Genomic DNA, 20,400 nt, shown 5'->3' on the forward strand with positions numbered 1-20,400 from the left:
GAGTAATTTTTCCGAGTGAGCAAATTGCTAGGCGCTTTATTCTGTAATGCCCTCTCGCTCAAGAACTGCCCTAATATCTTCAAATATTGCGGAAATATTTCCTTTAGGAAACCGGATTTGGCCAAGTCCATGAATATTGCTGAACTCTTCGCAGCCTTCTTCTAGTAAAACAATAGCTCGTTCAAACCCAAGCCTACCTTGAAAAAGGCCAACTTCGTGAATCACATTCATTCGAGCATGGTGATTTCCATCAGCTTGTTCGTCTTCTGCGGTCATGACAAGAAATGCAAAACTTGCCTGCTCAAGCATCTGAGCGAGCCTAGTGATATTTGTAACACCTGCAACGGGAACTCTATTGAACTCATCCCAAGGTAAGCCTAGCCTGTCACTTACAAAGTCTTTCAGCTCTCTCCAGTGATGAGATCTTCCATGCCCAATAAATATATTTGTGCCTATTCGCTCTTCTTTCACTTCTTTACCTTCAATATTCTTTACGTGGTTGGCTAGTGTGATAATTAGCTTTTTCAGCTCTTTACAGGCTTGATAAGGGAATCTTATCGCATGAGCACTGGCCAGAACTGAAAAATGAGGAGGAACAACAAGTCCTTTCTCAATAGCCACCATATCTCTTGACATCATTTGACCGCTAGGCTGCCAATATTTGATGAAGTCTTCTTCATCTAAGATTTTGGCTGCTTCAATTTTCTCAATAATCCCGTTTGAGAATTTGTCATCAAGGTTTAGTGAAGAGTGGATCAAAGATAGGACAGATGACTTAGCTTTATCGAAAGCTTCATTCGCCTCCCTAGACTGGTCTATATAATTATTTAGATCTGGGGAGCCAGCTTTTTGTTTTATTGTAGCGACAACATCATCAAACAGATATTCATGCCAGGCACCTCGTGATCCCATAGAGAATGCATCTTGAAACCCCCACTCTTGACTGAAAACAGCGCCTGGAGGCGGAGTTTGGAAATTCTCGTAATAAACTCTCGAATGGTAGCCCAACCAAGAACCAGACCATGATTTTCCGAACAGAGAAGCAACTTCAATCAACTTCTCGATTTCTGGTGAATCCAATTCAGTAAAATCATCTAAATAATTTGCGATTCTGAATAACTCTTTCGAACTCAATCGATACTCCTTATTGATCGCCTAACAGGTATTAGGCTGCCAGCTCGTTTATTGATTTGAACGCGCTGGCACGTCCATTCGTGTCGTGCCGCATGCCATGTTCGATCTACCCCTCTGAAATTAAAAAAAATTAGGTTCGGCTAGGCAGCATAACATCAATCATCGTGCCGGCTGTATAACACGACTGAACGAGCATGCCGCGTTTGCCGGAAGCGCCGCTTTGGGTCGATTGCAGTCATTCGCCGAGCTTGTCGCGTGCACGCATCTCGTCAGGCACCCATTAGCCTTCCGCACCACCCTGTAACTCTAAGTAACGCAGACCCCGCCGTACCACAACCCCGCCAAAGGACTGTCAGCGATCTCCTACAAGATCGCGTCGTTCACAATCTCCCCTTTCCACATCATTTGTTATGTTATAACCTTTGCCTCCGTTTCAGGAGATCGTCATGTCACACCGTCACCGGCACCGCCCCGATGGGCCGTGCCATTTTTCGTTGATGTCGCTGGGCGCCGGGCGGCGCGTGTTGCTGGCGCTGTTGCCGCTGGCCGTGCTGTGGCTCGTCGCGGGCTGGGCTGCCGGGGTGTTCGGTTGATGGGGCAGTGGAGAACAGAGGCGCAGGATGAGCCCAACACCCTGCTGACGCTGGAATCGTTATCGCTGGCGCAGGGCAACCGCATGGTGCTGGAGGGTATCGACGGTCATTTCGAGGCCGGCACCATCACCGCGCTGGTGGGCGCCAACGGCGCCGGCAAGAGTACGCTGGTCCAGGGGATCATGGGCGAGCTGCGCCCCGTCAACGGCCGGGTTCATTGTCGGGTACCCAATGCCCGGCGCGCCTGGCTGCCGCAGCAGCTGGCGCTGGACCTGACCTTCCCGATGAGCGTCGAGGAGCTGGTGATGAGCGGCTGCTGGCCGACCCACGGCAGTTTCAAGCGCTACGGCCCGACGGAGTACCGTCGCGGCCAGGCGGTGATGCAGCGCCTGGGCCTGCAGGCGTTCGAACATCGCCCGCTGGGCGAGCTGTCCGGCGGCCAGCGCCAGCGCGCCCTGCTGGGCCGTACCTTGATGCAGGAAGCCCAGTTGCTGCTGCTGGACGAGCCGTTCGCCAATGTCGATGCCGCCACCGTCGAGGTGCTGATCGAGGTATTGCAGGACATGGCGGCCAAGGGCGCGGCGATCATCATCGTGCTGCACGATCACGATCAGATGACCCGGCTGGCCGACCGGATCCTGCACCTGGAGCGCGGGCATGGCACCTGGTCGACGCCCGCCCGGGTCGGCGACGCCTCCTCCACGGCGGAGACGCTGGCATGATCGACTGGTTGTTCTCTCCGTTAATCGATTTCGGTTTCATGCGCCGCGCGCTGGTGGCCGGCCTGGCGTTGTCGCTGGTCGCGCCGCCACTGGGGGTTTTCCTCACCCTTCGCGGCATGAGCCTGGTCGGCGACGCCATGGCCCACGCCGTGTTGCCGGGCGTGGCGGTGGGTTTCCTGCTGGCCGGGTTCTCGCTGCCGGCAATGAGCTTTGGCGGCCTGATCGCGGGGCTGCTGGTGGCAGGGCTGGCGGGCAGCGTGTCGCGCCTGACCGGCCATCGCGAAGACTCCGCCATCGCCAGCTTCTACCTGATCTCGCTCGCCGCCGGGGTGATGTTGATCTCGATGCGCGGCAGCAGCGTCGATCTGACCCACGTGCTGTTCGGCTCGATCCTGGCGGTGGACAGTACCGCGCTGTGGCTGATCGTCAGCGTGTCGAGCCTGACCCTGATCGTGCTCGCCGCGATCTTCCGCATCCTGGTGGTGGAGTGCCTCGACCCGCTGTTCCTGCGCGGCCAGGGCATTCGCGGCGGCGCCGTGCACGGCCTGTTCCTGGGCTTGATGGTGCTCAACCTGACGGCCGGCTTCCAGACGCTGGGGACACTGATGGCGGTCGGCCTGATGATGCTGCCGGCCACCGCGGCGCGCTTCTGGTCGAAACGCCTCGAAGGCCTGATGGGGCTGGCCATCGCCATCGGCATGATCTCGAGCGTGGGAGGCCTGCTGCTCTCCTATCACGCCGGCCTGCCCTCCGGTCCCTGCATCATTCTGCTCGCTGGCGTCATCTATCTGTTTTCCGCGCTGTTCGGGCGGTACCACAGCGTCTTTGCCCGCTGGCGTCGGCGCGTCCAGCCCATGCTGCCGCCGGACGCCCACGGCTGACTCGGCACTCCATCGTTCAACTTCATTCGAGGAATTCAAGATGTCACGTCAATCCATCGCTTCCACGCTGCTCAAGGGCCTCATTGCCGGCGGTCTGAGCGTCGCCGCCCTGTCACCGATCTATGCCCAGGCGGAGCCGCTCAAGGTCGTCACCAGCTTCAGCATCCTCGACGACATGGTCGAGACCATCGGTGCCGATCACGTCTCGGTCACCTCGCTGGTCGGCCCGGATGGCGACGTGCACGCGTTCTCGCCCAAGCCCTCTGACGCGCAGTCGCTGGCCGACGCCGACCTGATCGTGGTCAACGGCCTGCAGCTCGAAGGCTGGATCGATCGCCTGATCGACGCCAGCGAGTACCAGGGCGACATCGTGGTCGCCAGCGACGGCGTCAAGACGCGGCCGTTCGAGGGTCATGGCGACGAGGACGAGGGTGACGGTCATGATCACGATCATGATGACCACGACCACGACCACGACCACGACCACGACCACGACCACGACCACGACGAACATGATCAGGCCGCGAATGGCGGTGAGGAAGGTCACCACCACCATGGCGATGTCGATCCGCACGCCTGGCAGGATCTCGAGAACGGCGAGCAGTACGCCCGCAACATCCGCGATGCGCTGGTGAAGGCCGACCCGGATCACGCCGACGACTACCGCGCCAACGCCAAGCAGTACATCGAGAAGATGGAAGCGCTGGACACCGAGACCAAGCAGCGCATGGCGCAGATTCCTGAGCAGAATCGCCTGATCATCACCAGCCACGACGCCTTCGGCTACTTTGCCGACGCTTACGGCCTCGAGCTGCTCTCGCCGGTGGGTATCAATACCCTGGCCGAACCCAGCGCCAGCGACATGGCCCAGTTGACGCAGCAGATCGAGAGCAGCCACGCCAAGGCACTGTTCCTGGAGAACATGAGCAACCCGGCGCTGATCAACCAGTTGCACGAAGAGACCGGCATCGCCATCGGCGGCACGCTGTATGCCGACGCGCTGACACCCGACGGCGAAGGCAGCACCTATCTCGGCATGTTCCAGCACAACGTCGACACGCTGATCGAGGCGTTGACGACCAACGACTGACGCGGCGAGGCCGGCGGCACCGCCGGCCGTTTCTCGCACTGGTCAATCAAGGCCACCTGAACGACACTGCTTCTCGAACCATCGCCGAGACAGTGTCGTTTTCATGCCGCCAGTGACTGCTCCCCACCGTCATCTCTCTCTTGCCCAGGCCCGGCGGCTCGCCCTGAAGGCCCAGGGATTCAGCGCCTCCTCCCCCGAGACCGTCAACCGCGGCCATCTCAACCGCCTGTTGAGTCGACTTGGCGTGTTGCAGATCGACTCCGTCAACGCCCTCGCACGCTCCCACTACCTGCCCGTTCTGTCGCGGCTCGGCCCGTATCCGACGGCACTGCTCGACGAGGCGGCCTGGAGCCGCAATCGCCATCGGTCGTTGTTCGAGTACTGGGGCCACGAAGCCTCGCTGCTGCCGCTCTCGCTCTATCCGGCGATGCGCTGGCGCATGCGCCGCGCCCAGGACGGCATCGGCATCTACAAGCACCTGGCGAGATTCGGGCGGGAGCGGCGCGACGTGATCGAGCGCGTGCTGGCCAGCGTGCGCGAGCAGGGGCCACTGGGGGCGGGGGCGCTGAATACGCGGGAAGGGCCGTCCGGCCCGTGGTGGGACTGGAGCGAGGAGAAACAGGCGCTGGAGTGGCTGTTCGCCGCCGGCGAGGTCACCGTTGCCCGCCGCCGGGGCTTCGAACGGCTCTACGATCTCCCCGAGCGGGTGCTGCCGGCGACGGTGCTGAACCAGCCCGAGCCCGACCTGCTCGAAGCCCATCGCCAACTATTGGCCCAGTCCGCCGCCGCCCTGGGAGTGGCCACCGAGAAAGACCTGCGCGACTACTATCGGCTGGCACCGAACGATACCCGCGCCGCGCTCGAGACGCTGGTCGAGGACGGCACCTTGACGCCGGTCACGGTGCAGGGCTGGCGCCAGTCCGGCTATCTGCTCGGCGACCCCAGCGTGCCGAGGCGCATCGAAACCGCTGCCCTGCTGTCACCGTTCGACTCGCTCGTCTGGTACCGCGAGCGAACCGAGCGACTGTTCGGATTCCACTATCGCCTCGAGTTCTACGTACCGCCTCGCAAGCGCGTCTACGGCTACTATGTCATGCCCTTTCTCCACGGCGACCGGCTCGTCGGCCGCATCGATCTCCGCGCTCGTCGTGCCGAGGGCGAACTGACGATTCTCGCGATCCACCCGGAACCGGAGGTCCGCTTCGGGGAGGCGCAACTCACCGCCCTGGCGCAGCAGTTCGAGCAACTGGCAACTTGGCTGGGGCTGCCCCGCATCCATCTCGCCTGCGAGCGCCCATTGGCCCAGCGGCTCATGGCCCACTGGCCGATGGACCCGCAGCGGCGGCGCCATCTCTGAAGCCGGCACGGCGCTTCCCGTTTCCCGTTTCCCGTTTCCCGTTTCCCGTTTCCCGTTTCCCGTTTCCCTAAGAATACTTCTGCGACCAATAACCACATTCTTTTTGTGGTTATTCGGTCGTAGCCTGATCCCGATGCCACGACCCGAACCGGTCGCGGCGAGTACACCAAGGGCCATCAAGGGAACGCCACTCATGAACACGATCCTACGCCGCTTGAGCATCGCCGGACTGGCGGTAGCGACATCGCTCGGCGCCAGCAGCGCCTTCGCTTACGGTGCCGGCGACTGGTTCACCCACTTCGGTATCGCCAAGGTCTCGCCCAAGAGCGACAACGGTGACTTCGATGCCATCGGCGTCGACAAGATCGACGTCGACGACGAAAGCGGCTTCGCCTTCACGCTCGGTTATCGCTTCCTCGACAACTGGGGCGTCGAACTGCTGGCCGCCCAACGTTTCAAGCACGACATCAATCTGGATGGCACCCAGATGGGCTCCACCAAACATCTGCCACCGACCCTGACGCTGCAGTACTACCCGCTCGGCGGCACCGATGCCCGGGTTCAGCCCTATGTCGGTGCCGGCCTGAACTACACCCACTTCTCCGACGAGAAGGTCGACGGCGGCAGTCTGAAGATGGATGACTCCTGGGGCGCCGCGGCGCAACTGGGCATCGACCTGCTGATCGATGACCACTGGTCGTTGAATGCGGCGGCCTGGTACCTGGATATCGACTCCGACACCACCGCCACGATCGGCGGCGAGTCCTACGACACCACGGTCCATATCGACCCCGTCGTGGTGATGGGCGGCATCGGCTACCGCTTCTGAAGCGAGCCACCGCCACACGATCGGATCCTCCCTGGCCACCGCCCGGTGGCCAGGCATAGGGCTCGCCTCCCGGTTTCGTCCCTCGAGAGGGGGCTGGCAAAAGCCTGAGCTCGACGATAGGGCGTTGGAATCGACCTTGCACGCGAGCCCGAACTCGGCGCCCGCGTCAAAATGCGCATTTCTCCAGCGCGAACTGGTGCGTCAGCACGGTCCTTCTCCCATTCGATGTTGCCTGGTCCCGCCTTCACTCACCGAGTGGGTTAACACCCCATCAGCGATTTTTGCCCAAAACTGTAGACTTGCGGCGAAGAGAATGTGATCATTCGCAGCCTAACTTTTACTCCGCTTCAATACTGACCCATGGGTGAGCGCACCCATGGGCGCTGGTCATTCATGATTCGAATTCCTGCCGATCACTGGCTACTGGCGTTGAGAACGGTGCTGGCCGTCTGGCTGGCCCTGTTCCTGGCCATGCGTCTCGATCTCTACCAACCCGCCTGGGCGATCCTGGCGGTGATGATCGTGACCCTGCAGCCGGTCATGTTCACCGGCGGCACGCCGCCGCTCGGGATCATCATCGGGCGCAGCGTCGCACGGCTTTTCGGCACCCTGTTCGGGGCGGTCGTCGGGCTGGCGCTGATCGCCCTGTTCGGCCAGCAGCCCATGCTCTATCTGCTGTTCTCCGGCGGCTGGCTCGCCTTCTGCATGTACTGGGTGATGCTCGAGCAGGACGAGTATCTCGGCTACGTGATGATGCTCAGCGGCTATACCGCGACCCTGGTCTCGCTGACGGCCATCGGTACCGGCGTCGACCAGATCTGGACGATCGCGCTGGCACGCTTCACCGAGACGGCGCTGGGGATCGGCTGCGGACTGCTGATGCACGTGGTCATCGCGCCGCGCTTCGGCAGCCGCGCGCTGCCCGGCGCGCTGTCATCCTTCCTCTCGCTGAGCGCCCGGGAAACGCTGGCCTCGCTGGACGCCCCGCGCTCACGGGCGCAGCGGGACGACGGGCTCAAGGCGTTGCTGGCGACCTACCAGCAGTTCGAGAAGTTGCGGGGCTTGACGCGTCTCGAGACCCGTCGGCTCAGCCACTTCATTCCCGCGCTGGATCGCTTTGCCGCCGACGGCCTGGCCCTGCTCACCGCCGTGAGAGAACTGCAGACGGCGCTCGATTACCTGCGCGCCTGCGACGATGGCGAACACTGGCTGAACCAACTCGCCACGGCGGCGGTCCCGCTGCTCGAGACGATCGAGTCGGCGCCGGATGGCGAACCCAGCGAACGCCTGGTGCTGGCCGACTTCGACTGGGACGACACCACGGTCGAGCCGCGCAGCCGCGCCCGCGCCGAGCTGGTGCGCCAACGTCTCGGCGAGGTGCTGGGGCTGCTCCAGCACGGCCGGCGATTGCGCCACGCGCTCGACGACCCGGCCTCGTCGCGGATCGAGACGCTACCCCGCGAGCGCCGCTCGCGAACCACCCACAACGAGCACTTCGTGGCCCGCTTCAACGCCTTCCGCGTGTTCGTCGCCTTCGAGCTGCTGGGCCTGTTCTGGATCCACAGCGGCTGGCACTCCGGCTATCTCGCCATGATGCTGCTGGGCGTCTTCACCATGCTGTTCGCCAAGGCGCCCGATCCCGCGGCGGTGGTCTATCAGTTCCTGTGGGGCTCGATCGCTGCGGTGATCTTCGGCGGCGTGCTGCTGTTCCTGGTGCTGCCGGTGATCAACGGTTTCCCGCTGCTGGCGCTGGCGGTGGCAATACCGGTGACCATCGGCACGCTGCTGACCCCTCATCCGCGCTGGTCGGCGATCGGGCTGGCCGGCGCCATCACCATGATGACGCTGCTCAACCTCAACTCCACCTACACTTTCGCCCCGGCGCGCTACATCAACGGCGGGCTGGCCTCGATCATCGGCACCCTCTGCGCCATGTTCACCTACTCCCTGCTGCGCCAGCGCTCGCCGGACGAGCGCATCCGGATCCTGATGGCCGCCTACTGGCGCGGCCTGAGTCGGCTGATGCGGGAGAAATCACTGCCCAACCGTCCCCGCCTGGAGAGTCGCCTCTACGACCGGCTGGGCCGGCTGGTCGCCCTCGGCGGCAGCGACCACGCCCTGCGCGAAGCCATCGACCTCCATGCCATGGCGCTGTGCGTATGGCGCATCCGCCGTCTGCGCGGCGCCCTCGGCCCCCACCGTGCCGAGATCGAAGCCTGGCTTGCCGGCATCGGCGCACGACTGATCGCCCGCGAACGCCACGACCCCGCCGTCTGGCAAAGCCTGGCCGACGAGGCCATCGCCTGGGTCGAGCGGCTCTATCACGAGACCCACCTGCCGATCGCCAGCATCGGGGAGATCGCCATGCTGGGCCACCTGATGCGCGAGGCGCCGGGCGTGACCCTCGAAGCCCGCGCCAACGCCGAGACGGCAGACGTCTCGATGACGGCCACCACCGGAGAGTCGCGACATGCTGGCTGAATGGTCCTTCCTGGGATTTCTGATGCCGCCGCTGGCCCTGCCGGTCCTGGTGGCACTGGGGCTATACCTGATTCTCCGGCGTCTCTTCGTGCGCCTGGGGCTCTATCACTGGTTCTGGCAACCGGTGCTCGCGGATATCGCGATCTACGCTTTGCTGTTGTGGTCGGTGCTGGCCCTGACGGGCTCACTACCGATCGCTGGATGAGGAAAAGACCTTGATGAACTGGCCTACCGGACTCCGCAGGAGTATGCGGCTGCTGCTGACCCTCGCCCTGGTCGTCGCGGCGATCGTCGCCGTCGCCCAGCTCTGGAATCACTACATGCACGACCCGTGGACCCGCGACGGTCGGGTCCGTGCCGACGTCGTCAATCTCGGCACCGATGTCGCCGGGCTCGTCGACAGTCTCGAGGTACACGACAACCAGCGGGTAGCGAAAGGCGACGTGCTGTTCACCATCGATCAACAGCGCTACCGGCTGGCCCTGGACGAGGCCCAGGCCAACCTGCACCAGCTGGTGCAGAAGCGTGACGAGGCCCAGGCCGCCAACAGCCGTCGCCAGCGGTTGAAGAACTACGTCTCCCAGGAGGACAAGGACAACGCCCGGTTCTCGCTGGCCACGGCCCAGGCCGCAGTCGAGCAGGCCAAGGTCGAGGTCGATCAGGCCAAGCTGGACCTGGAACGTGCCACCGTGCGCGCGCCGGTCGACGGCTACGTCACCAACCTGCTGCTGCGCCCGGGCCAGTACGTGAACGTGGGAACGGATGCCATGACCCTGGTCGATGCCCACAGTTTCTACGTACTGGGCTATTTCGAGGAGACCAAGCTGGACCGCATCGACATCGGCGCCCCCGCCAGGATCCAGCTACTCTCCAGCGACCGGCCCGTGTGGGGCCATGTGGACAGCTTCGCTCGCGGCATCAGCGACAGCAGCCTGAGCAGTCAGCAGAACGGCCTTGCCACGGTCAACGCCTCCTTCGACTGGGTACGCCTCTCCCAGCGCATCCCGGTGCGTATCGCACTCGACGACATTCCCGAAGGGACCAAGCTCTCCGCCGGCCTCACCGCCACCGTCTATCTCGACGGCGACCGGCACGAGCGCGAAGACGCTCCCGGCTGGTGGAAGCCGATTCGCCAGTGGTGGGAGGGATTGGTCGGTATCTGAGCGCCGCAAGCTACGAGCTACGAGCTACGAGCTACGAGCTACGAGCTACGAGCTACGAGCTACGAGGCAGCATCCCGACACATCACTAAACGTTCAAGGGCGGCAGGTCATCCTGCCGCCCTTCCGTTTTTCCACGCCCGACGATGGCGAGTCAGTGCAGCGCCTGGCAGGCCTCGTCGATCCGACGACACGCTTCGAGCAGTGGCTCGGTACCGGTGGCGAAGGAGATCCGGAAATGACCGGGCAGACCAAAAGCGCTGCCCGGCACGACAGCGACCCGGGCGGACTCGAGCAGATAGAGCGCCAGCGCCTGGTCGTCCTCGATCTTCACCCCCTCTGACGTTTCGCGTCCCAGCAGCCCTTCGCAGTTCGGGAACAGATAGAACGCGCCCTCCGGCAGTCGGCAGACCAGCCCCTCGACCGCATTGATCGCCTCGGCACAGCGCGTGCGCCGCTCGGCAAATATCGTATTGCGCCGCTGAATGTCGTCCTGTGGCTGGGCGAGTGCCGCGATCGCCGCCGCCTGGGAAACCGAGGCCGGGTTGGAGGTCGTCTGCGACTGCATGACCGCCATCGCCCGAATCAGCTCTGCCGGACCGGCGCCGAAGCCGATTCGCCACCCGGTCATGGCGTGGCCCTTGGAGACACCGTTGATGGTCAGCGTGCGCGACTTCAGCCGCGGTTCGACCTCGGCCAGGGTGCAGAACTCGAAGTCGTCATAGACGAGATACTCGTAGATATCGTCGGTCAGGACGACGATATCGGGGTGATCCAGCAGCACCGCCGCCAGCGCGGTCAGCTCGCTACGGGTGTAACCGGCCCCGGTGGGGTTGCCGGGTGAGTTGAGGATCAGCACGCGGGTTTTCGGGGTGATCGCGGCCTGCAGCTGCGTCGGCGTCAATTTGAAGCCGGTCTCCGCCGGACAAGGGACCGCCACCGGCATGCCACCGGCCAGGCGCACCATGTCCGGATAGGAGACCCAGTGCGGCGCGGCGAAGATCACTTCGTCGCCCGGATCGACCAGCGCCATCAGCGCGTTGAAGATCACCTGCTTGCCACCGGCGCCGACGCTGATCTCATCGGTGCGGTACGCCAGGCCGTTGTCGCGGCGGAATTTCTCGACGATAGCCTGCTTGAGCGCGGGGGTGCCGTCGACGGCGGTATAGCGGGTCTCCCCCGCATCCAGTGCGGCCTTGGCGGCCTCGCGGATGGCGACTGGCGTCTCGAAATCGGGCTCGCCCTGGGAGAGCGAGATGACATCGATCCCCTCGGCGCGCATCGTTGCGGCGCGCCCGCTGATTTCGATGGACGCGGAGGGGCGAACGACGGACAGGCGTCCGGCCAATCGAATCATCGACGGAGACCTCCCGACGGTTGGCGGGCGGCGACGATGTCGGCCATCGGCCGGATCTCGACGCCGGCGTTCTCGAGGCGCCGACGCAGCACGGCTGCCATCTCGACGGCGCCGGGCGTATCGCCATGAACGCAGATACTGTCGATCTCGAGCGGGATGCGCTTGCCGGAAACCGTGGTGACGGCCTGCTCCTCGAGCATGCGCAGGACCCGGTCGGCAGCGACGTCGGGGTCGTGAATCACCGCGCCGGGCAGCTTGCGCGACAGCAGGTTGCCGTTGTCGGCGTAGGCCCGGTCGGCGAAGACCTCGTTGCCCACCTGCAGCCCCAGCTCCTGCGCGGTCAGCGACGTCTGCATGCCCGGCATGGCCAGATGGATCAGGGCGGGGTCGACGGCGACGATCGCCCGGGAGACGGCCAGTGCCAGTTGCCGATCCTCGGCCGCCATGTTGCCGAGCGAACCATGTGTCTTGACGTGGCGGATGGGGTGCCCCACCACCTCGGCCATGGTGCGCATGGCGCCAATCTGATAGATCAACTGCTTTTCCAGATCCGCCGGGGTCTCGCCCTCGATCCGGCGCCGTCCGAATCCGACCAGATCCATGAAGCTCGGATGCGCGCCGACCTGGACCCCACGCTCGCGGGCCTGGGTCAGCGTCTCGTGCATCACCATCGGGTCGCCGGCATGAAACCCGCAGGCAATGTTCGCGGTGGTGACGATATCGAGCATGGCGAGGTCGTCACCCATGCGCCAGGCGGCAAAGCTCTCGCCCATATCGCAGTTGAGGTCCACGCGGGTACTCATCTGGTGTCTCCTGAAGTCGTTGCGTCATTTGTTGTTGAAAGATCGCTCGAGACCAAGGCGGTGTCGTATGGCCTTGCGCCATGGTATACCAATAGTATGCAATGCGCGTATTCCCCTGGCCATCGCCAACGAAAAGATCCATGGCGAGTGGCGAGACACTTTATCCATGACGCGATCAATAACAATACGAGGAGCTTTGCGTGACCGATTTCACCTGCGTGATCGCCCAACCCATCCACCAGGACGGCGTCGACGTACTGCGTCAGGCAGGCATCCGCGTCATCGACGCCCCGGCCGCCGATCCGGGTTCGGTCGGGTCGCTACTCGGCGATGCCGACGCGCTGATCGTGCGCAGTGCCGCGGTCAACCGCACCATGCTGGCAGGTGCACCCCGGCTCAAGGTGATCGGCGTCCACGGTGTCGGCGTCGACGCGATCGATATTCCCGCCGCGACGGACCATGGCACCGTCGTCGCCAACACGCCGGGCAGCAACGCCCAGGCGGTGGCGGAACAGGCCATCTCGCTGATGTTCGCCGCGGCCAAGCGAGTGCCGCTGGCCGACCGTACCGTACGGGAAGGCGACTTCTTCGCCTTCAAATACAGCGTGCCGATGCTCGAGCTCGACGGGCTCACCTTCGGCGTGGTCGGCTTCGGCAACATCGGCCAGCGCGCCGCCCGCATGGCAACGGGGCTGGGCATGCGCGTGATCACCTATTCGCCCAACGCCCCGGACAGCGCCCTGGCCGAGGTGGGCGCCGAGCGCGTGGATTCGCTGGAGGCGCTACTGACACGCGCCGACGTGGTGTCGGTGCATGTCGGCCTCAACGCACGGACCCGGAATCTCATCGGCAGCCGGGAACTGGCATTGATGAAATCCTCGGCGCTGTTGATCAATACCGGCCGTGGCGGCACGGTGGACGAGATCGCCCTGGCCGAGGCGCTGGCGACACAGCGCCTGGCGGGCGCCGGGCTGGATGTCTTCGCCGTCGAGCCAATGCCCTACGATCATCCACTGCTGGCACTGGACAATGTCGTCGTCTCGCCCCACAACGGCGGCTCCACCGCTGCCAGCATGTCGCGCACGGCGCGGGCGGTCGCCCAACACGTCATCGACGTCAGTCGCGGAGAAGCGCCGACCCCGATGCTCAATCCCACTGCCTGGAACGACAGGTTGAGCTCATGAACGATATCCCGCCCGACATCGCCCTGGCCAAGCGGCTGTTCACCGAATTGGCCGCGCCCTACGCGCAGCAGGTCGGCATCACCCGGGATGCCTACGGCCCCGGCGAGCAAGCCGCTCACGAACGGTTCGTCGACACCGCAGAGGCCCTGGGACTGGAAACCCATGCCGACGCCGCCGGCAACCACTTTGCGGTGTGCCGTGGTCGTGACCGGAGCCTGCCCGCGTGGCTGATCGGCTCGCACCTCGACTCCGTCCCCCAGGGCGGCAACTACGATGGTGCCGCCGGTGTGGTTGCCGGCCTCACGGCGATCGCCGGGCTGCTGAGCGCGGGCATCACGCCCCGACGCGACATCATCGTGGCGGCGTTTCGCGCCGAGGAGAGCACCTGGTTCCCCGCTTCCTACCTCGGCAGTCGGTCGGCGCTGGGCCAACTGCGTGCCGAGGATCTGGAGGTGACGAGAGCCGACACCGGGCGCTCACTCGGGGATCACATGCGGGACTGCGGTGGCGACCCCGAGGCGGTGTCGGCCGGCCATAGCTGGCTCGGGCAGCGCGCCCTGCACGCCATGCTGGAGCTTCACATCGAGCAGGGCCGCACGCTGGAGACAGAGGAGTTGGCCCTGGGTATCGTCACCGGGATCGCGGGCAGCTTCCGCTATCGCCAGGCCCGCTGTCTCGGCGAGTGGGGGCACTCCGGCGCCGTGGCCAGGGCGCACCGCCACGACGCCCTGATGGCTTTCTGCGAACTGGCACTGGCCCTGGAGCAGGAGTGGGCCGCGCTCGAGGCGCAGGGCCGAAGCGCCACCGTGACCGTCGGCCAGATCGCGACTCCGCCGGCGCAGCACGCCTTCAGCAAGATTCCCGGAGAGGTCGGTTTCTGTCTCGACGTGCGCAGCGAGAGCCCCGAGACGTTGGGCCATCTGGAGCGCTTCCTGTTCGCGACCGCCGAGCGGATCGCGGACGAGCGCGGCGTCCGCTTCGACCTGGGCCCGCGCACCGCCAGTCAACCGGCGCCGATGAGCCCCGCCCTGACCGAGCGCTGTCAGACGCTGGCCTCGGAGCTCGGCATCGCCCATCGCCTGCTGCCGAGCGGCGCGGGCCACGACGCGGCGACCTTCTCCAACGCGGGAATACCGGCGCAGATGCTGTTCGTGCGCAATCAGCACGGCAGCCACAATCCCGACGAGGCGATGCGCCTGGCGGATTTTGCCGAGGGGGTTCGCGTGATAGCGGCGCTGATCCAGGCGTGAACGACGACCACGGTGTGGCAGTTCGGGTCAGATGTACGCCAGACGGTTGATGATGCTCCGGCGGACGTTGTCGATGTGAGCCTCCATCGCCTCCCGCGCCCCTTGGCTGTCCCGCGCCCGCAGCCGTTCCAGAATGGCCAGGTGTTCGTGGCAGCCGGGCTCGAAGCGCTCGGGTACCTGGGCCAGATCGAACACCCGGGTCTTGAGGCGCAGGTCGGCGACCATCCGGGCCAGCAGCCGGTTGTCGCTGGCCAGCGCGATGCCGTTGTGCAGAGCATCGTCGACACGGTGCAGCTGCTCCGACGTGCGGGCCTCCTCGGATGTCTCCAGCAGCGTGGTCACCTGCTGCACCAGGACATCGATAGCCTCGATGGCGAGGCGTTGGGCAGCGTGCCCCGCCGACTCGCCCTCCAGCAGGGCCCGCACCCGCAGGATCTCCATGTACTCATGTACCGAGGGCGCCTTGACCGCCAGTTGCCCCCTGGCCACGCGGACCGCAAAGCCCTCGTGCTCGAGCCGGCTCAGCGCCTCGCGCACCGGCGTGCGCGAAATATCGAGCGCTTCGGCCAGGTTGCGCTCCTGCAGCAGCGTACCGGCCGGCAGGCGCCCCAGCTGAATCATCTCGAACAGCTGCTGATAGGCCTGACCCGACAGACTCCGGATGCGCGTCCCTTGCAGTATGCGGTCGATATCCAGCGTTTGCATTGCCGCGTTCCCTGCCAGTGAATGGTTAAACGTCGTCGATGTTCGAGTATACGTAACTCAGGTCGCAAGTCCCGCCAGATAGCGACGAAAGGCCCGCTGGCGCCCGCGCCACAAGGTCTCGGCATGGGCGGGCTCGATCGCCTCGAAGCGCAGCCGATCGCCGGGCTTCATCTGCCCGAGCCGAGCCAGATCCGCCCGGATCACCGTGGCGATCTTGGGGTAGCCGCCGGTGGTGCCGCGGTCGTGCATGGCGATGATCGGCCGGCCGTCGCCGGGAATCTGCACGCTACCGGTCAGCAACGCATCGGACACGATGTTGTGCCCTGCGGCACTTTTCAACTCGGGGCCGTGGAGACGATAGCCCATGCGATCGGCAAGCGTCGAGATCGTCCACTCGGCGGTCAGGAAGCGGGTGATACCGGCATGGGAGAAGGCGCCCGACTGCGGTCCCAGTACCACCCGGACGGGCCGTTTCTCCCGCTGCGGCAGATGCCGTTCCCCCACGCGCCCGGCGTGGTCGATGCCGGCCGCCGGGTCGCTCAGGGGCAGCCGGTCGCCGGCCTCCAGAGCGCGCCCGTCGAAGCCCCCGACGCCGGCGCGCACCAGCGTCGACACGCTGCCGAGAAACGGCGTCGAGGCAAAGCCCCCGCCCACCGCCAGATAGGCCCTGGCCCCGGAGAGGACGCGCCGGACGTGCAGTTCGTCGCCCGCCTCCAGCGCCAGGGCGCGAAAGGTCTCGACGCGCCGGCCGTTGACCAGCACCTCCGCGTCACCGGTCACCGCGACCACGCAACGGCCGCCCGAGAGTCGCAGGCGCGGGCCCAGCAGGGTGATCTCCAGCGCGCCGAACTCCTGGGGCTGGCCCGTCTGGCAGTCCGGCTTCGGCGCATTCCCGACCAGGGCGTTGGCCTGCCCCAGGCTCATGCCATCGAGTGCTCCCGAGGGCGGCAACCCGAGATGGCCTTGCCCGAGGCGTCCGGCATCCTGCAGCGTCGTCATCATGCCCGGCGCCTCGACCACGAATGCCACGCCGGCGCCCGGTTCCGGAACCCCCATCGCGGTGCTCATGGGTTCGCCTCCCCACTCTCGATCCACTCCCAGTCGGGAAGCCAGTCACGATCCTGCTGGAGCGTCTCGAAGCGTGCGCCGTCGATCGCGTCGAAACGGACGCAGTCGCCGGCCTCGATCAGGATCGGCGGGGTTCGCCCGACCGCGAAGTTGCGCACGGGTGTACGACCGAGCAGATGCCAGCCGCTGGGCGCTTCCACCGACGCGAAGGCGGTCTGCTGGCCGCCGACGCTGATGCTGCCGGCCGGCGTCCTGGTCCGCGGCGAGTCGCGACGCGGCGTGTGCAGGCGCGGGTCGAGGCCGCCCAGATAGGCGAAACCGGGCATGAATCCGATCATGAACACGCGGTAATCCGGCGCCGTATGGCGGGCAATGAGCTCATCGCGCGAGAGCTCGTGGCGGCGGCGGAAGTCGTCGAAATCGATCCCGAACTCCCCGCCGTAGACGACCGGAATTCGCCAGCGTCGGCTGCGGCGCTGGCCGACACTCAGTGCCGCCAGCAGTGCATCGAGGCGCGCGGTCAGCTCGCGCTGGGTGATCGTCGCACTGTCGTACTCGATCGCCAGCGAACGGTAGGTCGGCACGATGCCGATCACGCCGGCGATTCCCGCCGCCCGTACGGCCAGGGCGGCGGCTTCTATCCAGCGGTTGACCTCGATGTCGATGGTCTCGCCGCAATCGATCAGTACGCCCTGATCGGCCAGCGGCACGATGTGATAAGTCGGCGTCATCATCGGAACACTCGAAGATTGATCGTCACTGGCGCGGCGACAGGTGATCCGGAAGCCAGGTCACGATCTCCGGCACGATGGCCAGCAGCAGCGTGAAAGCGACCATGATCAAGAAGAACGGGAATACCGCTCGCGCAATCTGGCTGATCTTCATGCCGGTGATACCGTTGATCACGAACAGGTTGAAACCGACCGGCGGCGTGATCTGGGCCATCTCCACCACCAGCACCAGAAAGACACCGAACCAGATCGGATCGAATCCCGCCTGCGTGATCAGTGGCAACGTGATCGGCAACGTCATGACGATGATCGACATGCCCTCGAGCAGCATGCCCAGCACCACGTAGAAGATCAGCAGCACCACCACCAGCGCCAGTGGCGACAGCCCCAGCGAGCCGATGGTATCGGCGATGGTGCGCGGCACGTTGAGAAATCCCATCGCGACCGACAGAAACATGGCGCCGACGATGATCAGCCCGATCATCGACGTGATCTGTGCCGCTCCCATCAGCGCGCTCCACAGGCTCCTGAAGCTCAGACAGTGCTGCAGCAGGCAGACTAACAGCGCCCCCAGCACGCCCACCGCGCCCGCCTCGGTGGGCGTCGCCATGCCCGTGAGCATGCTGCCGATGACGAATGCGATCAGCAACGCCACCGGCCCCAACTGGACCAGTGCGCGCAGGTAGTCCCGCACGCCCAGCCCCCGCTGACGCGGCGGCAGCTGGTTGGCGTGGGTCAGCGCGTAGACGCCCAGGTAGGTCATGAAGGCCAGCGCCAGCAGCAGCCCGGGGACGATCCCGGCGACGAACATCTTGAGGATCGATACCTGCGCCAGTACGCCGTAGATGATCATGATCGTGCTGGGCGGAATCAGGAATCCCAGGGTGCCCGCCCCGGCCAGGGAGCCGGCGGCGATGCGGGCGTCGTAGCCCCGCCGCATCAGCTCGCTGGAGGTGATGCGCCCGACCGTCGCCGTCGTCGCCGCCGAGGAACCGGAGATCGCCGCGAACAGCGTGCAACCCAGCACGTTGGTGTGCAGCAGCCGCCCCGGCACGCGATCGACCCACGGCGCCAGTCCGTCGAACAGCAGCTGGGTCAGACGGCTGCGGAACAGCAGCTCCCCCATCAGGATGAAGAGCGGCAGCGCCACCAGCTCGGCACTGGTGGTGGAGTTCCACACCGTCTGGGCGAGCAGCTTCTCCACCGGCATGAAGCCGCGGAACGTCTCCAGCGAGACGATACCGACACCGGCCAGCCCCAACCCGACCCAGACGCCGCTGGCCAGCAGCGCCACCAGCAGCGCGAACGCCGTCAACATGATCGCGGTCATGACTCGCCCTCCGTCGGCAGCGCCGAGTCCAGCCGCTTCTGATCGCTCATCAGTTCCGGCGCGGCGACCAGCACCAGGGCGCGCACGATCAGCGTCGCCGTGAACACGATCAGCCCCAGCGCCATCAACGCACGCGGGTAGATCAGCGGAATCTGCTGGGGAGTGCTCGACACCGTGCCGCTGTGCCAGGTCTGCAGACAGAACCCGATGAACGCCGCCGCGAAGAAGCCGGCGATGATCACGCCGAGCAGTGTCGCCAGCAGATCGAGCCAGCGCACGCCGCCGGCAGGCAGATGCTCGCGCAGCAGCGTGATGCGGATGTGCTTTTCATGGCGCAGCGCCCAACTGCTCGCCATGAAGATGATCAGCCCGAGCAGGTAGCCGCTGACCTCCCAGCTGAAACCGAGACTGGTCCCGAGCAGATTGCGCGAGACGATTTCCGACAGCATCAGCACGAACAGCAGCGCCATGGCGAGCGCAGCCAGTGCCGCGCTCGCCCAGGCCAGGCGATCACTCCACTGCAGCAAGAGAGAGATCATGGGAAGACTCCCCAGAAAGATCGGGCAAGAAAGCCGGTGGGTCAGCCGCGAACCGGCAAGCCGATTCGCGGATTGTCGGATGGCGATGCGCTCAGGGCGCGTCGCGGGCCTCGAGGTAGCGCGTCATCAGCTCGTCGGCCTTGGGGCCGGCCGTGTCGCGGAACTGCTGCCACTGGGGCTGCGCCGCCTCGGTCAACTGCTCCGATAGCGCGGCATCGGGAGCGGACATGTGGATGCCGTGATCGGCGAGAATCTTCGCGTTGCGCGTATCCTCGTCCTGGGAGATCTGCTGGAATCGGGGCTCCATCTTCCGGGCCAGCGATTCGATCGTCTGCTGCTGCTCGCCGGTCAGCGAATTCCACGCATCGAGATTGATCGAGACGACGTCCGGTGCGAGCTGCCAGTCGAGCTTGTTGAAGTAGTCGGTGAACTCCCAGAAGCTGCCGTCGACGCCGGAGGGCGTCGAGGTGGTCACGCCATCGATCGCCCCGGAGGCCAGCGCCGGCACCACCTCGCCCCACGGCATCTGCACCGGGGAAGCACCCAGCGCCTTGAAGAATTCGGTGCCGTTCTTGTCGACGGTGCGCAGCTTCACGCCCGCGAGATCATCGACGGTCTTCACCGGCTGCTGGGTGAAGACGCCCTGGCCGGGCCACGGCACGGTGTAAAGGAATTTCTGGTTGAACTCGGCCGCCACGGCTTCGTAGTAAGGCCAGGCGGTGTCGCGCAGCAGCGCCGCATCGTCCTGGTTGCGAGTGAGATACGGCACGGATTCGATACCCAGCAGCGGCGCCTCGCCGACCTGCTGGGTCAGCAGCATGTCGGCGCCCTGGACGATGCCGTCGCGCACCGCAGAGAGCAGCTCGGGACCTTTCAATCCCAGATCGCCGCCGGCGTGGATGTCCAGCTCGACTTCACCGTCGGTGGCTTCCTTGACCGCGTCCGCGAACTGATTGAGCGTCTTGACCTGGAAGTTGCCCTCCGGCCACGGCGTGACGATCATCAACTGCGTCGCCGCCTGGACGCCGAATGTCGCCAGGGAGAGGACCGCTGCCGTGCCGCAGGCAGCCAGACGGGAGAGGGTCGCTTGCATGTTCGACTCCTGAGAGTTGTTGTTGTCGTGTGCCACCGGGAGGCAGCCTTTCGGATCGAAGCGACTGTTTTATATTGTGGCGTCGCCTTGGCA

The 20,400-nt window shown here is 64.9% G+C and carries 20 protein-coding genes; 11 read left to right on the top strand and 9 right to left on the bottom strand.

What is annotated here, in order from left to right; all coding sequences use genetic code 11:
• Positions 1-36: 36 nt before the first annotated feature.
• Positions 37-1,134: a TIR domain-containing protein gene (locus DOM45_RS00320; RefSeq protein ID WP_167404607.1), complete on the bottom strand. Its 1,098-nt coding sequence runs from the start codon at positions 1,132-1,134 to the stop codon at positions 37-39.
• 446 nt (positions 1,135-1,580) lie between these two features.
• Here DOM45_RS00320 and DOM45_RS20150 point away from each other — a divergent pair, with 446 nt between their 5' ends.
• The 9 genes from DOM45_RS20150 to DOM45_RS00360 all read left to right on the top strand — a co-directional run bounded on the left by DOM45_RS20150 (position 1,581) and on the right by DOM45_RS00360 (position 10,250).
• Positions 1,581-1,727 (top strand): hypothetical protein, encoded by a 147-nt coding sequence (locus DOM45_RS20150; RefSeq protein WP_167404608.1) that lies wholly within the window; start codon positions 1,581-1,583, stop codon positions 1,725-1,727.
• The gene (locus tag DOM45_RS00325; protein WP_110597532.1) at positions 1,727-2,449 is read left to right on the top strand and encodes a metal ABC transporter ATP-binding protein; all 723 of its coding nucleotides are present in this window, start codon (positions 1,727-1,729) and stop codon (positions 2,447-2,449) included. Before DOM45_RS20150 ends, DOM45_RS00325 begins: the two co-directional genes overlap by 1 nt.
• A complete protein-coding gene (locus DOM45_RS00330; RefSeq protein ID WP_110597533.1) occupies positions 2,446-3,330 on the top strand; it encodes a metal ABC transporter permease in 885 nt (294 codons plus the stop codon). The genes DOM45_RS00325 and DOM45_RS00330 overlap by 4 nt, the downstream gene beginning before the upstream one ends.
• A 40-nt stretch (positions 3,331-3,370) precedes the next feature.
• Positions 3,371-4,420, top strand: coding sequence for a metal ABC transporter solute-binding protein, Zn/Mn family (locus DOM45_RS00335; RefSeq protein WP_110597534.1), 1,050 nt, complete (start codon positions 3,371-3,373; stop codon positions 4,418-4,420).
• 103 nt (positions 4,421-4,523) lie between these two features.
• Positions 4,524-5,777, top strand: a complete 1,254-nt coding sequence (locus DOM45_RS00340) for a winged helix-turn-helix domain-containing protein (RefSeq protein ID WP_110597535.1) — start codon at positions 4,524-4,526, stop codon at positions 5,775-5,777.
• 193 nt (positions 5,778-5,970) lie between these two features.
• Entirely contained in the window at positions 5,971-6,606 is a 636-nt protein-coding gene (locus DOM45_RS00345) for an OmpW/AlkL family protein (RefSeq protein WP_110597536.1), read from the top strand.
• 393 nt (positions 6,607-6,999) lie between these two features.
• The gene (locus DOM45_RS00350; RefSeq protein ID WP_157958310.1) at positions 7,000-9,087 is read left to right on the top strand and encodes an FUSC family protein; all 2,088 of its coding nucleotides are present in this window, start codon (positions 7,000-7,002) and stop codon (positions 9,085-9,087) included.
• The gene (locus tag DOM45_RS00355; protein ID WP_110597538.1) at positions 9,077-9,292 is read left to right on the top strand and encodes a DUF1656 domain-containing protein; all 216 of its coding nucleotides are present in this window, start codon (positions 9,077-9,079) and stop codon (positions 9,290-9,292) included. The genes DOM45_RS00350 and DOM45_RS00355 overlap by 11 nt, the downstream gene beginning before the upstream one ends.
• A 13-nt stretch (positions 9,293-9,305) precedes the next feature.
• A complete protein-coding gene (locus DOM45_RS00360; RefSeq protein ID WP_110597539.1) occupies positions 9,306-10,250 on the top strand; it encodes an efflux RND transporter periplasmic adaptor subunit in 945 nt (314 codons plus the stop codon).
• Positions 10,251-10,401: 151 nt separating this feature from the next.
• Here the strand turns inward: DOM45_RS00360 and DOM45_RS00365 are convergent, their stop codons facing one another.
• Both DOM45_RS00365 and DOM45_RS00370 read right to left on the bottom strand, forming a co-directional pair.
• The gene (locus DOM45_RS00365; RefSeq protein WP_110597540.1) at positions 10,402-11,604 is read right to left on the bottom strand and encodes a pyridoxal phosphate-dependent aminotransferase; all 1,203 of its coding nucleotides are present in this window, start codon (positions 11,602-11,604) and stop codon (positions 10,402-10,404) included.
• Complete coding sequence (locus DOM45_RS00370; protein WP_110597541.1) at positions 11,601-12,407, bottom strand: LamB/YcsF family protein; 807 nt, start codon at positions 12,405-12,407, stop codon at positions 11,601-11,603. Before DOM45_RS00370 ends, DOM45_RS00365 begins: the two co-directional genes overlap by 4 nt.
• Positions 12,408-12,607: 200 nt before the next feature.
• Here DOM45_RS00370 and DOM45_RS00375 point away from each other — a divergent pair, with 200 nt between their 5' ends.
• Positions 12,608-13,591, top strand: a complete 984-nt coding sequence (locus tag DOM45_RS00375; RefSeq protein ID WP_110597542.1) for a hydroxyacid dehydrogenase — start codon at positions 12,608-12,610, stop codon at positions 13,589-13,591.
• Positions 13,588-14,841: a Zn-dependent hydrolase gene (locus tag DOM45_RS00380; RefSeq protein ID WP_110597543.1), complete on the top strand. Its 1,254-nt coding sequence runs from the start codon at positions 13,588-13,590 to the stop codon at positions 14,839-14,841. The genes DOM45_RS00375 and DOM45_RS00380 overlap by 4 nt, the downstream gene beginning before the upstream one ends.
• Positions 14,842-14,868: 27 nt before the next feature.
• On the opposite strand, the gene DOM45_RS00385 is transcribed toward DOM45_RS00380, so the two are convergent.
• The 6 genes from DOM45_RS00385 to DOM45_RS00410 all read right to left on the bottom strand — a co-directional run bounded on the left by DOM45_RS00385 (position 14,869) and on the right by DOM45_RS00410 (position 20,307).
• Positions 14,869-15,546: a GntR family transcriptional regulator gene (locus DOM45_RS00385; RefSeq protein WP_110597544.1), complete on the bottom strand. Its 678-nt coding sequence runs from the start codon at positions 15,544-15,546 to the stop codon at positions 14,869-14,871.
• A gap of 57 nt (positions 15,547-15,603) precedes the next feature.
• Entirely contained in the window at positions 15,604-16,614 is a 1,011-nt protein-coding gene (locus DOM45_RS00390; RefSeq protein WP_205909354.1) for a 5-oxoprolinase subunit C family protein, read from the bottom strand.
• Complete coding sequence (gene pxpB, locus DOM45_RS00395) at positions 16,611-17,348, bottom strand: 5-oxoprolinase subunit PxpB (protein ID WP_110597545.1); 738 nt, start codon at positions 17,346-17,348, stop codon at positions 16,611-16,613. Before pxpB ends, DOM45_RS00390 begins: the two co-directional genes overlap by 4 nt.
• Before the next feature lie 22 nt (positions 17,349-17,370).
• A complete protein-coding gene (locus DOM45_RS00400) occupies positions 17,371-18,675 on the bottom strand; it encodes a TRAP transporter large permease (protein ID WP_110597546.1) in 1,305 nt (434 codons plus the stop codon).
• Complete coding sequence (locus DOM45_RS00405; protein ID WP_110597547.1) at positions 18,672-19,214, bottom strand: TRAP transporter small permease subunit; 543 nt, start codon at positions 19,212-19,214, stop codon at positions 18,672-18,674. Before DOM45_RS00405 ends, DOM45_RS00400 begins: the two co-directional genes overlap by 4 nt.
• Positions 19,215-19,305: 91 nt before the next feature.
• The gene (locus tag DOM45_RS00410) at positions 19,306-20,307 is read right to left on the bottom strand and encodes a TRAP transporter substrate-binding protein (protein ID WP_110597548.1); all 1,002 of its coding nucleotides are present in this window, start codon (positions 20,305-20,307) and stop codon (positions 19,306-19,308) included.
• Positions 20,308-20,400 lie beyond the last annotated feature (93 nt).

The organism is Salinicola lusitanus (assembly GCF_003206045.1).
Lineage (GTDB): Bacteria > Pseudomonadota > Gammaproteobacteria > Pseudomonadales > Halomonadaceae > Salinicola > Salinicola lusitanus.